Here is a 12,812-nt window from a genome sequence, read left to right as displayed (position 1 = left end):
TATAATAATAACAAGGGAGTGTAAATGCTCATTTTAGGGGGGAAGTTTATGATTATATCAAATTTCAGTAAATATTCTAATTTGCTAAAGGGGTATACAGAACTGCGATGCCAAGAAAATTCATCCATAGGTATAATGATGACAAATGGCAGTTTGATTCAGAATATTAGAACAAATTCTAGTGGTATTTCTGCAAGAGTAAATGTAAATGGAGCATGGGGATTTGCTTCTAATTCTAATATTAAGGATGAAAGTATTAGACAAGTACTAAATATTGCAAGGCAAAATGGGGAATTTTTAAATTCTAAGTCAGTGAGTAGGCATAGAGAGTTAATAATTTCAAACTATTCTATAGAAAAATCATTTGCTACAAAGAAGGCAAGATTAACTCAAAAACAATTAATAGAATTTACTAAAGAGATAGATAATTATATTATAAAAAAATATAGTAATTTAGTTAGCAGAAGTATAAGAATTAATGAATTAAATATGGAAAAAAGTCTTATTACATCTTCAGGAGCTGAGTTATATTCATTTTTACCAAGAGCAAATATAATGATAGAATTAGTGGTTAATGATAATAATGGTGTACCTGTAGAATTATATGAAATTATAAGTGGATTGGGTCAATTTGAGGATAAGTTTTTAAAACCAGATGATCTATATGAAAAAATAGATAAGACTTATGAAAGACTAAGAGAAAAGGCTGAGGGAGTATATGCAAGTGGTGGATTAAAAGAGTGTATATTGGCTACAGATTTAGCTGGTATCCTTGCCCATGAAGCAGTTGGACACACTACAGAGGCAGACGTTGTACTAGCTGGCTCTATAGCAAATGAATATATGGGCAAAGAGGTAGCTAGTCCGTTAATTACTTTAGTGGATTATGCTAATACAGCATTTGGTGATACATGTCTAGTACCTATATATATAGATGATGAAGGAACTAAGGCAGAGGATGTAACTATAATAGATAAGGGCATTTTAAAGGGATATATGCATAATAAAGAAAGTGCAAATATGTTTAATGTAGCACCAACGGGAAATGCAAGAGCCTATGAGTTTTCAGATGAGCCTATAATAAGAATGCGAAACACTTGTATCCTTCCAGGAACGAATAAACTTGAAGAAATGATTGCTTCTGTAGAGGATGGATACTATCTAATGAATCCTGGTAATGGTCAAGCTGATGCTACTAGTGAGTTTATGTTTGGAGTAACTATGGGCTATGAAATAAAGAATGGAAAGCTAGGTAAAGCCATAAAGGATACCACTATATCAGGAGTGGCCTTTGATATGTTAAAGACTGTTACTATGGTATCTGATGACCTTTCATGGTCAAATAGTGGAATGTGTGGAAAGAAACAACCTATAACTGTAGGTATGGGTGGACCTGCAATAAAATGTAGTGTAAATATAGGGGGAAAATAGTATGGGAAATAGAGAAATAGCCTTATATTGTATTGATAATATAGTGAAGCAAGGGGCGGATAAGTCTCAATGCATTCTTAAAAGTAATAAAAAATATGAGTTGAATTTTGGAAATGAAGATATAACTCTTTTAAGAACAACTATTGATACTAACATAGATTTAGTAGCTATAAAGGATGATAAAAAATCTACTATAACCTTAAATAAACTAGAAGAAGAAGCAATAAATACAAAAATTAAAGAGTTAATGGAGATGTGTGAATCAGCAGAGAGTGATCAGTGTAATGATATTGCAGAAGAGCAACCTAAAGAGGAATTTAGTAGTGGAGCTAGTGAGCCAGACTTAGATAAGATGTATGAATTTACAAGTGTATTTTTAAAGAAACTAAAGGAAGAGTTTCCACAGGTTAAGTTTTCGGATGGAACTACCTTAGAATTTAATAGTAGTGAAACTAATTTTTTAAATTCTAATGGTGTAGACTTTAAAATAGTAGAAGGAATATATAGAGTTGACATAGGGTTCTTGGCAAAGGAGGGTGAAAAATCTACATCTTTTACAGGTTTTAGTTATTTATTTAATGAATTACCTTTAGATTTTATGGAGTATGCTGATGTTAGACAAAGATTTAAGGATATAGTTAGTCAACTTAATTGCGAGAGAATAAAGGATAAATTTATTGGAGATATAATTTTAACTCCAGAGTTAGTAGTAGAAATGCTATATTACTATAATATAAATTTTCTTGGAGATAGATCACTAATTGGTGGTACAAGTATTTTAAAGGATAAATTAAATGAGAAGGTTGCTAATCATAATTTTACGGTTAAATGCATGCCTCTAAATGATGAAATAGCTAATAAGAGTTTTGTAACTAAAGATGGCTATAAAACAGAAAATATAAGTATCATAGAAAATGGGATATTAAAGTCATTTATTATAGGATTATATGCTGCAAAGAAAATTGGAAAGCCAGTTACTAAAACTGACTTTAATATAGTTGTGGATAATGGAGATAAATCCATAGAAGATATAATAAAATCGACTAAAAAAGGAATAATTCTAGGAAGATTTTCAGGAGATATGCCAGCATCAAATGGAGATTTTTCAGGAGTAGCTAAAAATAGTTTTTATGTTGAAAATGGAGAAATTAAGTATGCCATAACTGAAACTATGATAACTTCAAATTTAAAGGATATGTTTAATAATATAGAAGAAATCTCTATAGAAACTTTAAATACTGGAGAATCCGTAACTCCTTGGATGAAAATTAAAGGTGTAACTATTTCAGGAAATTAAAATCATAAAAGCTCTATGACTGAAGACTTTTAGTCATAGAGCTTTGCTATATATTGTTTATTCTTCACCTTTAAATATGGAGCCTAATCCTTTAATAGCTAAAAATATTATAAGCATTACTACAAAGATTCCGCCCATACCTTTACCCATTACAATTAAACTTTCCATGAATGCCTCTATATTTATATTCATTACATGCCACCTCCGATTAAGAAGAGAACTAATCCACCAGCTATAACAGATCCTATTTGTCCAGATACGTTAGCTGCAACCGCATGCATTAATAAGAAGTTTTGAGGATCTTCTTTTTGACCCATTTTTTGGATTACTCTAGCGGACATAGGAAATGCAGATATTCCAGCTGCTCCAACCATTGGATTAATTTTATCCTTTGCAAATAGATTTATAAATTTAGCAAATAAAACTCCACCAATAGTGTCAAATATGAAGGCAATTAGACCAAGACCTATAATCATAAAGGTTTGAGAGGTTACAAAGAATTCAGCTTTCATCTTAGAAGCTATAGTAATTCCTAAAAGTAAGGTTACTAAGTTAGCTAATTCATTTTGTGCAGTACTGGATAACCTTTCTAAAACACCACATTCTCTAATTAGGTTACCAAACATTAAGAAACCTATTAAAGCTACAGAGGTTGGTGCAATAAGACCAGCAATAACAGTAACTATTATTGGAAATAATATCTTTGTAGTTTTAGAAACAGATTTAGGATTGTACTTCATTTTTATCTGTCTCTCTTTTTTAGTAGTTACTAGCTTGATAGCAGCTGGTTGAATAATTGGTACTAAAGACATATAAGAATAGGCGGCCACGGTTATGGGTCCTATGTAATTGCTTTTAAAATAGTTTGCAACAAAGATAGAAGTAGGTCCATCAGCAGCTCCTATAATTCCGATGGAAGCTGCATCTTTTAATGAAAATCCTAATAGTGCCGCTAAAGAAATGGTAAAGAATATACCAAACTGAGCTGCAGCGCCAAATAAAAGCATTTTCGGATTTGTAAGCAATGGACCAAAGTCGATCATAGCTCCAATACCTATGAATAAAATAAGTGGAAACAGCTCATTAGCTATACCCATATTAAATAAATTGTCTATTATTCCGATTTCTTCATGACCATTAATAAGTTGAGTTACAGCTCCAGAGAGCGGTAAGTTTACAAGAATTGCACCAAACCCCATTGGTAGTAAAAGTGCCGGTTCAAAACCTTTTTTAATTGCAAGCCATATTAGCCCTGCACCTATACCCCACATTATTAGTTGTTGCCAGGTGACGGACATTATGCCTTTCAGTAGAAATTCCATGATTAATCCTCCCATATAAGTTGAATATTTTGCCATTGTAGTTAGTGAGTGTAATTATAATAAAATAGTATTCCCCAATATATTTATTACAACAACATAATTTTACTACAACGTATACATAATTTCTATAATTGTATTTATATAACATAAAAATAACCTAGGTTGTAGTAAAAAGTGAATAGAATAATCACTTAACCTACAACCTTAGGTTAAAATATAATCATTAAGTAGTTAAGTAATCTTTTAGTGTTTTTATAATAAAATCTATGTTTTCATAACTAATCCAGTAGTGAGTAACAAATCTCATTAAGCCATCTTCTATATCACAAACCTTTATGCCTCTTTCTAAAAGGTGTTGAACTAAGTCTTGAGAATTTACAGAAGTAGGTAGCTCAAAGAATACCATATTTATGTGTAGGTTATCTTCCATTACTTTAAATCCAGGAAGTTTTGCTAGTTCTTTAGATAAGTATACAGCTTTCTCATGATCTACTTTTAGGTTTTCTCTCATATCTTTTAATGCCACAAGCCCAGCAGCAGTTATTACACCACATTGTCTTAAGCCACCACCCATTAGTTTTCTATATTTTCTAGCTCTATCAATAAAATCTTTGCTACCTGCTAAAATAGATCCTACAGGAGAACAAAGTCCTTTTGATAAGCAGAACATTACTGTATCTACATTTTTAGTGATTTCCTTTACATCTACATCAAGATAAGCAGCAGCATTAAATAATCTTGCACCATCTAAATGAATAGGTAAATTATATTTATTAGCAACTTTTCGTATTTCAGCCATATTTTCTAGAGAAATAACTCTTCCATTTGAATGAGAATTTTCAAGACATATTAAGGCAGTATCAGGATAATGGATATCTTCTTCTTTTCTTATGGTTGCTTCTATTTCACTAGGTGAAAGTTCACCCATATTGCTATTTAAGGTTCTAAGTTGAACTCCAGCAATAATTGATGCTGCTCCAACTTCATGACAAACTATATGACAGTCATTTCCTAGAATAACCTCATTCCCTTGTCTACAGTGAGTAAGTAATGAAAGTTGGTTACCAAAAGTTCCACTAGGAACAAATAGTGCAGCTTCTTTGCCTACAAGTTCTGCAGCATATTTTTCAAGTTCTACAGTAGTCTCATCATCTCCATATACATCATCACCTACAGTAGCTTCATACATAGCCTTTCTCATAGCTTCCGTCGGTTCTGTTACGGTGTCACTTCTTAAATCGATAAATTTCATACATATCCCCCCTACGTCATAATTAAATTGTACTATGAGAGGGGTTAAAAGTCTAGAATATCTCATGGTATTTCAGATAAGAGAGAATTATAGAAAAAATTTAAAATTATATAATTATTTTCATGTAACATATATAATATTAGTATGAATTATAAATTTTTAATACAGAGTTATATTAAAAAGGGGTTGAGTTTAAATGAAATCTGCTACAAAGGATCGATTACAATTATTGCTTATAGGTATCTGTTTTTTATTAATGTTATTAGGGGTTAGATATATAATTGGGAGCAATATTGAGGCAATATCTTATATAGGTATGGTGAAGATTGTAAGAGAAAATGATGAAGAATCTATAACCATATATAAGAAGTATAATAATGCTTATGGATACAAAATAAAAGAACAAGATAAGTTTTTATTAAAGTATGAAAGTGGATATAATAAAAGTAATTTAGAAACATTAATGCTAACAGAGGAACAGTACAATGAATTAGTAGAAGGATAATACTATTGGTTTAAAGTAAAGAATTATGATCCAGAGAAAGATAATAGTGGTGTTGTTAAAAAAATTTATACTAGTAATCCTAGGGCGAAATAAGTTAAAGGTTTTTGAAAATGTTGTTAACTAGATTTTAAATTATGGGTATAACGGAGGAAAACAATGATAGATGTATGTTTATTAGGCTGTGGAGGATCTATGCCAATGCCGGAAAGAAGCCTTTCAGCTACTTTAATTAATTATAAAGGAAGAAAGATACTTATAGATTGTGGTGAAGGGACTCAGGTTTCTATGAAGATGGTGGCATGGGGGTTTAAGTCCATTGATATTATATGTATTACCCATACCCATGGAGACCATATCATAGGACTTCCAGGGCTTCTTTCAACTATAGGTAATAGTGGTAGAACTGAGCCTTTAACTATAATTGGTCCTGAGGGAATTACTAGGGTTGTAAATGGTCTAAGGGTTGTTGCAGAATATTTACCCTATGAGGTAAATATTATAGAAGCCCCTTCAAAGGTAGAGCTTAATGTATCAAAGGATGGGATATATGTGGCAGAGAATAATGAGCATAGAAAAATTCATAGTAGTGAAATAATATTAAATGCTATAGATGTAGACCATTCATCACCTTGCAAGGGATATAGTTTTTATTTTAAAAGGGAAAGAAAGTTTAATGTAGAAAAGGCTATGGCAAATAACATTCCTAAAAATCTATGGAGTAAGCTACAAAGGCAGGAAGAAGTAACTTTTGAAGGGAAAACATATACTGGAGATATGGTATTAGGAGATGAGAGAAGAGGAGTTAAGATTAGTTTAATAACTGATAGCAGACCAATGGATTCAATGGTGGAATTCATTGCAGAAAGTGATTTGTTTATCTGTGAAGGCACCTATGGTAAGGATGAGGATATAGACAAGGCTATCAAAAATAAGCATATGATTTTTAGAGAATCTGCCACTCTAGCTAAGGAAGGGAGAGTTAAAGAGCTTATATTAACTCATTTTAGTCCTATTATGGGAGAACCAGCACAGTTTATAGATAATGCTAAAAAGATATTTGAAAATAGTATCATAGGAGAAGATAGGATGGTTAGGGCATTAACTTATATGAACTAAAATGAATTATTCATTAAATTTATAGCATTATAACTCTATATATTGTAAAATGTAGGGTATACTGTTATATTGACTAAAGATAAACTGTAAATATGAGTAAGTTGAAATTGATGTAAATGTAGTTTTAATTATTGCTGGAGGTCTAAAATGGATAATACTATTAATAATGATAAAATTAAAGATAAACCTAAAAATTATAAAAAGGAGTACTTAATAGGGATATGTATTTTAATAGGATTTATATTTCTCCAATTATTTGTTTCAGGATTTCATGATATTTATGATGATTCACCAGTGTTTTGGATTATACTTATGGTAAGCGGTATTGGGTTTCACAGGAAAGATTGGAAGAAATATATGATATTGATTTTTCCAATATTAAATTATTTTATATTTAGATTTTCTTATATTTATATTCCTAACTATATTATAATTTTTATAGTGTTATCAGTTTTAACTATTTTTTATGCAGTTAAAGAAAATTCCCATAAAAAGAAAATTAAAATTGCTTTTGTAGTAACTTTAGGTATATTATTATTTTCTTTAAATTATTACCATTATTCTAATAAAATAATAAAAGATAGAAATTTGGAAACTGAAGTAATACATTCTCAAGAAATATATAGACCTACTTTTTTACCTTTAAAACAAGATGAGTTAAATAAGATAAATAGAATAACTATTGGAAGTATAAATAAAGTAAAGGACTTAAGGGGGATAGAAGAAATGAATGCTCTGAAACAGTTAAGCATAGATGATGATGGTTTTATTATAGATTATAGTCCTCTTTTAAAATGTAAAAGCCTAAAAATATTAAACATTTATAATGGTTGTTTAGATAAGCTAGGTGAAGTTGAAACCTTTGAAAATATAGAAGATGTGGGTATTGATTACATAAAAAAAGGTTCTTTGGAAGATATACCATATTTTCCAGATGCAAAAGTATTGTATATTAATGCAGATAAACCAATTAGTCTCTTAGGGTTGAAAAACTTCCCTAAAGTTGAAGATTTATCTTTATCTGTTACAGGAACTCCAGATTTGGATGGTATAGAAAACCTTACTAATTTAAAAGAAATTACACTACATGATAAGGTTATTAAGAATTATGATAAATTGCTTAGTATGCCTACATTGAAGAAAATATCATTATATTCACCACTTAATGTTAATGAAGAGCTTATAAAAGCAGCCAAAGCTAAAGGCATAGAAATTGATATTATGGAAGAATCTAAGATAATATTTGAATAAATTCAAGTAATATGTAAGATGAATTTATGAATAATTATTATAAATACCTATGGACTAAAACACTGTTGTGTGCCTAGTCTATAGGTATTGTTTTGTTTTAAAAACTATGTTATATAAGTTTTTTATTAAGTTATTTTTCAATATTATATGTCATAAAATTATATTCTTTATGACTTTTTAAATATGTAGACATTAGGCTTATTAGTGGTAATAAAATTAAATAAAAAGAGAATAAAATAGCTCTTGCATCTACACCTAAAGTGGTTAAAGGTACTAATACAGCTACATTCCAAGGTATTAAAGGAGCTATTACAATAGCTGAATTTTCTAGATCAAGTGCCAATCGTTCTTTATCATAACCTAATCTAATATAGGTATCATTCATAGTCATTTTTGTAAGCATTACTGCCAATACTTGAGTACAGCCAACCATGGAACTAATGATACTAGTTATTATAGTAGTGAGAAATAAAGTATCAGGTCTTTTTATTTTATTTAAATATTCTTCTATAAAATCTAGCATATTAGCCCCTTGAAATATTCCGGTAAGTGCTGAAGAGAGAAATACTATAAAGGCTAACTTTATCATTGATATTATACCTCCACCCTTTATGATGCTGTAAAGAGGGTTATCAATAGGTAATTGAAAACCAAAGATGGCAGTTTTAATAATTTCACTACAGGTAGCATGTTGAAAAATGAAGGATATAATAGCAGCAACAGTCATACTGATAAACATAGAAATTTTCACTTCAATTTTAAAGAATGATAGTACAATTATAATTAATGCAGGAAGCAATGCTATTATATTTATATTAAAAGTTTCGGTTAGCTGAGATAATATATCTGAGTTACTATAATTTACAGGCATGAATAAGGATAGAATTAAATATAAACCTAGAGATAATATTAAGGGCATTAAAGAAGTTTTAGTCATTCTCTTAATATTATCGTAGAGATTGGTATTTGTAATAGATGCAACTAGATTTGCACTGGAAGACATAGGTGATGCTCTATCTCCAAGATAGGCACCAGAAAGAATTGCTCCAGCTATTATAAGGGTATTACCACCACCAGCTCTAGCCATTACTATCAAAGAAATACCTACAGTACCAATGGTACCAAAAGAAGTTCCAAGGAGCATGGATATAAAAGCTGACAAAATAAAGGCGCTTACAGCAAAGAAGCTTGGATGAATAAGATTAATTCCATAATAAACAATTGAAGGAACTGTACCAGAAATCATCCAAAGAGAAACGATTGCTCCTATTAGAATAAATATCTTTAATACCCCTAAGGATTCTTTGCCTCCTTCAATTAAATATCTAAATCCATCCCTAATGGAGACGCCTCTTTTTATTGCTATAATAAAGAATATACATAGTACCATGAATAAAGATAGAACAGTATCTATATTTCTAATTACTCCTGTTATAAATATAATTGTAGAAATGATTAGCCCTAAAATTACGTCCATAAAAATCCCCCATATAAATAAATTTCACTTATATATTATCTTTAATATTATAAATTTACAATATAGAAAGCGATAAATTTATAGTCTACTGATTTTAAAAATATAGTAAATTCAGAAAAAGGTGTTATATGGAATGAATTTATTTTTATTTTGTGGGATTATTTGGTTATATTTACGTATATTATATAGAGAATATTTTAGGGAGTGATTGTTGTGAGAAGAAAAGTGATTCCTGTAATAATTTTTGCAGTAGCAGTTTTTCTTGCTGGTTGTGGTAATAAAAATAGTGAAGAAGATAAGAATATTCATGTAGATACTAATATAAATAATAATAATAATGTTGTAACAAACAACACTGATAATACCTTAAAAGAAGAAAAAAATACAGGTTCTAAAGAAACTACTAAAGAGAATAGCACTACTAAACCAGAAGAAAGTAATAATAACCATAAGTCAAGTTATAGTATAGATGACTATTTTAAATTTAAGGGAAATGTAAAATACAGTTATACTGGTACAAATTCAGAGTATGCAGAATATGTTACCTACGTTGATTATATAAATGGTAATAAGGTTCAACTAAGAAGTAATAATGGAGGAACAGAAACGGTCACAGTTTTACAAAATAATAATGGAGAAATTGCAAAAATATTTGAAAGAAATGAGTGTTATTATAGAGAAAATTTCACCAATAAACCATATAACGTAAGTGAAGTATTACTAAAGGAGCCACTAGTGGTAGGTACTACATGGAAATTATCAGATGGAAGTAAAAGATATATTTCAAAGGTAGATGTAAAGATTTCAATAGGCAATGGAGATTGTAGAGCTCTTGAAGTTACAACAGAAAATACAAATGGCCAAATTGATTTACAGTATTACGCTGTTAACAAGGGGTTAATTAAATCTATTTATGATATTAAAACCATGAAAGTTACTTCAACTTTAAAAAGTATAGAAGAGAATATGAGATTAAATCAAAGTATAAGATGTTATTATCCAGATGAAAATTATAAAATTCATTATGAAGATAAAAAACTTACTTTTTCCACTAATGATATAACTAAAATAGCTATTCAAAATTTATTTAAGAACTTTCCAGGAAATAACAAGGGACAATTGTTAGGGAAAAATGTAACTATAAATAGTTTATATTTAAATGATGATGGCATGGTATATATAGATTTTAGCAGTAATTTTGTAAAAGAAATGAATGCAGGCTCAGGATTTGAAAGTGCTATCTTAGAGAGCATTGTAAATACTATAGGAAAATACTACGGAGTTAATAAAGTTTATATTACTATAGATAATAAGCCTTATAGTTCAGGTCATATAGTAAAAGCTAAGGGTGAATATTTTAAAGTAACATGTGAATAAGTTAGGAAAAATTTTTATAAAAAATGTGTTGAATATTAAAATGATATAAAAGCTATTTAAAAAGTAGTATATTAGATAAACAATTTTATTAAAAGATTACTTAATGGTATCTTTTAGGTGGAATTGTTTATTTTATGTAAAATATAATAACAACAGAAAAACCAACAATAGACACATAAATACAATAATTTATTATAAAAAGAAAATGAATTTAATAAATTAAGAAAATTTATTTGTTTATAAAACATTATATAAAACAGTAGAATAAACATAGAAAAGTTAAGATGATATTAAGATAATTATTATATAAATTAAGGGGGATATAAAGACAATGAAAACGAATAACATTTCTCAGGAAAAACGACCTAGCTTTGGAGCAGCAATATTTATAATTCTTTTCTTATGTGTTGCAATGGCTTTACAAATTTTTGTTTTTAAACAAAACTATGCTACTCATATTACACTTATCATAGTAACAGCTGTTGCTGCAGTAGTAGCATTAATATCTGGGTTTACATGGAAAGATATTGAAGATGGGATTGTATATGGATGTAATATTGCATTAGTACCAATGCTTATACTTATGCTTGTAGGAGTTCTTATTGCTACATGGATTGCAGCCGGAACTATACCAACTCTTATATATTATGGGTTAAAAATAATATCTCCATCATTCTTTCTAGTTACATCAGCATTAGTTTGTTCTATAGCTTCAGTTTCAACAGGAAGCAGTTACACTACAGGAGCTACATTTGGAGTTGCATTCATGGGAATAGGAATGGGACTAGGAATTCCAGCACCATTAACAGCAGGTGCAGTAATTTCAGGAGCTATTTTTGGTGATAAAATGTCTCCATTGTCAGATTCTACAAATCTGGCAGCTGGTGTGGCAGAAGCTAACCTTTTTGATCATATTAAATCTATGTGTTATACTACAGGACCGGCTTTTATAATATCATTAGTGCTTTATGCATTTATAGGATTTCAATTTAAAGCGGATGCTATAGATGCTTCACAAATTAATATTATACTTAACGGATTGAAAGATAACTTTACATTAAATCCATTAATGTTAATTCCACCAATTATAGTTGTTATTTTAGCAGTAAAAAAAGTTTCTGGACTTGCAGTAATGGTTATAGCATCTATTGTGGGATTAATATTTGCTGTGATATTTCAGGGGTTTGGAATTGGAGAAATGCTTGGATTTATGAATGATGGATTCATATCTAGCACGGGAATTGCAGAGATCGATGCACTTCTAAGCCGAGGAGGACTTCAAAGCATGATGTGGACAATATCACTAGGATTTATTGGAATAAGTTTTGGTGGACTACTAGAAAAAACTAAAGTTTTAGGTGTTTTATTAGAAAAGATGTCAGGGCTAGTTAGTAAACAGGGAGGATTAATCAATACACATGTTATTTCATCTATTGCAGTTAATTTATTCTCTGCAAGTCAATATATAGCATTAATAATTCCAGGAAGAATGCTTGTACCTGCTTATAAAAAACTTAAAATTCTTCCTCAAGTTTGTTCAAGAACTTGTGAAGATTCTGCAACGGTTACTTCACCATTGGTTCCATGGGGATTATGCGGGGTATATTTTTCAGGAGTTTTAGGGGTCTCTACCATTGAATATATACCTTATGTATTTTTAGCATTACTTTGTCCTTTAATTACAATTATATATGCATATACTGATAAATTTGTATTTAAAGAAGGCGACATAAAATCTTCAAGTACTTATGAAAATAAATCTGTATAGTTAGGGGTATATACTT

At 29.7% G+C, this 12,812-nt stretch carries 11 protein-coding genes; 7 read left to right on the top strand and 4 right to left on the bottom strand.

Annotated features, from left to right (window positions below; genetic code table 11):
- The first annotated feature begins 48 nt into the window (after positions 1-48).
- The gene (locus B2S02_RS15960; RefSeq protein WP_346847437.1) at positions 49-1,431 is read left to right on the top strand and encodes a TldD/PmbA family protein; all 1,383 of its coding nucleotides are present in this window, start codon (positions 49-51) and stop codon (positions 1,429-1,431) included.
- A 1-nt stretch (position 1,432) separates the two neighbouring features.
- Positions 1,433-2,728, top strand: a complete 1,296-nt coding sequence (locus B2S02_RS15955; RefSeq protein ID WP_346878269.1) for a metallopeptidase TldD-related protein — start codon at positions 1,433-1,435, stop codon at positions 2,726-2,728.
- A gap of 57 nt (positions 2,729-2,785) precedes the next feature.
- On the opposite strand, the gene B2S02_RS15950 is transcribed toward B2S02_RS15955, so the two are convergent.
- The 3 genes from B2S02_RS15950 to B2S02_RS15940 all read right to left on the bottom strand — a co-directional run bounded on the left by B2S02_RS15950 (position 2,786) and on the right by B2S02_RS15940 (position 5,302).
- The gene (locus tag B2S02_RS15950) at positions 2,786-2,920 is read right to left on the bottom strand and encodes an OadG-related small transporter subunit (RefSeq protein ID WP_341349072.1); all 135 of its coding nucleotides are present in this window, start codon (positions 2,918-2,920) and stop codon (positions 2,786-2,788) included.
- Complete coding sequence (locus B2S02_RS15945; protein WP_346849150.1) at positions 2,920-4,050, bottom strand: sodium ion-translocating decarboxylase subunit beta; 1,131 nt, start codon at positions 4,048-4,050, stop codon at positions 2,920-2,922. Before B2S02_RS15945 ends, B2S02_RS15950 begins: the two co-directional genes overlap by 1 nt.
- Before the next feature lie 223 nt (positions 4,051-4,273).
- Complete coding sequence (locus tag B2S02_RS15940; protein WP_346921019.1) at positions 4,274-5,302, bottom strand: GntG family PLP-dependent aldolase; 1,029 nt, start codon at positions 5,300-5,302, stop codon at positions 4,274-4,276.
- 196 nt (positions 5,303-5,498) lie between these two features.
- Between B2S02_RS15940 and B2S02_RS15935 the strand changes: the two genes are divergently transcribed.
- From B2S02_RS15935 to B2S02_RS15925, 3 genes are all read left to right on the top strand, one after another.
- Positions 5,499-5,807 carry a hypothetical protein gene (locus B2S02_RS15935; protein ID WP_346849148.1) on the top strand — a complete coding sequence of 103 codons (309 nt, stop codon included), beginning with the start codon at positions 5,499-5,501 and terminating at the stop codon, positions 5,805-5,807.
- A 156-nt stretch (positions 5,808-5,963) separates the two neighbouring features.
- Positions 5,964-6,923 (top strand): ribonuclease Z, encoded by a 960-nt coding sequence (locus B2S02_RS15930; protein WP_346921018.1) that lies wholly within the window; start codon positions 5,964-5,966, stop codon positions 6,921-6,923.
- A gap of 147 nt (positions 6,924-7,070) precedes the next feature.
- Positions 7,071-8,174, top strand: a complete 1,104-nt coding sequence (locus B2S02_RS15925) for a hypothetical protein (RefSeq protein ID WP_346921017.1) — start codon at positions 7,071-7,073, stop codon at positions 8,172-8,174.
- 130 nt (positions 8,175-8,304) lie between these two features.
- On the opposite strand, the gene B2S02_RS15920 is transcribed toward B2S02_RS15925, so the two are convergent.
- Positions 8,305-9,651 carry a Na+/H+ antiporter NhaC family protein gene (locus B2S02_RS15920; protein ID WP_346878272.1) on the bottom strand — a complete coding sequence of 449 codons (1,347 nt, stop codon included), beginning with the start codon at positions 9,649-9,651 and terminating at the stop codon, positions 8,305-8,307.
- 213 nt (positions 9,652-9,864) lie between these two features.
- Between B2S02_RS15920 and B2S02_RS15915 the strand changes: the two genes are divergently transcribed.
- Both B2S02_RS15915 and nhaC read left to right on the top strand, forming a co-directional pair.
- Complete coding sequence (locus B2S02_RS15915) at positions 9,865-11,028, top strand: GerMN domain-containing protein (protein WP_346878273.1); 1,164 nt, start codon at positions 9,865-9,867, stop codon at positions 11,026-11,028.
- Between the two features lie 331 nt (positions 11,029-11,359).
- Positions 11,360-12,796 (top strand): Na+/H+ antiporter NhaC, encoded by a 1,437-nt coding sequence (gene nhaC, locus B2S02_RS15910; protein ID WP_346921016.1) that lies wholly within the window; start codon positions 11,360-11,362, stop codon positions 12,794-12,796.
- Positions 12,797-12,812 lie beyond the last annotated feature (16 nt).

The sequence above is a fragment of the Clostridium sp. UBA7339 genome, from assembly GCF_002470865.1.
Taxonomy (GTDB): Bacteria; Bacillota; Clostridia; order Clostridiales; family Clostridiaceae; genus Clostridium_J; species Clostridium_J sulfidigenes.
The sequence above is the reverse complement of the archived record's forward strand: the minus strand, read 5'-3'. Positions and strand labels throughout refer to the sequence as shown.

What these genes read in the sequence shown, in the direction of transcription:
- B2S02_RS15925 (WP_346921017.1), top strand. Translation starts at nt 7,071, where the DNA reads ATGGATAATACTATTAATAATGATAAAATTAAAGATAAACCTAAAAAT.
- B2S02_RS15920 (WP_346878272.1), bottom strand. Translation starts at nt 9,651, where the DNA reads ATGGACGTAATTTTAGGGCTAATCATTTCTACAATTATATTTATAACA.
- B2S02_RS15940 (WP_346921019.1), bottom strand. Translation starts at nt 5,302, where the DNA reads ATGAAATTTATCGATTTAAGAAGTGACACCGTAACAGAACCGACGGAA.
- B2S02_RS15935 (WP_346849148.1), top strand. Translation starts at nt 5,499, where the DNA reads ATGAAATCTGCTACAAAGGATCGATTACAATTATTGCTTATAGGTATC.
- B2S02_RS15960 (WP_346847437.1), top strand. Translation starts at nt 49, where the DNA reads ATGATTATATCAAATTTCAGTAAATATTCTAATTTGCTAAAGGGGTAT.
- B2S02_RS15955 (WP_346878269.1), top strand. Translation starts at nt 1,433, where the DNA reads ATGGGAAATAGAGAAATAGCCTTATATTGTATTGATAATATAGTGAAG.
- B2S02_RS15930 (WP_346921018.1), top strand. Translation starts at nt 5,964, where the DNA reads ATGATAGATGTATGTTTATTAGGCTGTGGAGGATCTATGCCAATGCCG.
- B2S02_RS15945 (WP_346849150.1), bottom strand. Translation starts at nt 4,050, where the DNA reads ATGGAATTTCTACTGAAAGGCATAATGTCCGTCACCTGGCAACAACTA.
- nhaC (WP_346921016.1), top strand. Translation starts at nt 11,360, where the DNA reads ATGAAAACGAATAACATTTCTCAGGAAAAACGACCTAGCTTTGGAGCA.
- B2S02_RS15950 (WP_341349072.1), bottom strand. Translation starts at nt 2,920, where the DNA reads ATGAATATAAATATAGAGGCATTCATGGAAAGTTTAATTGTAATGGGT.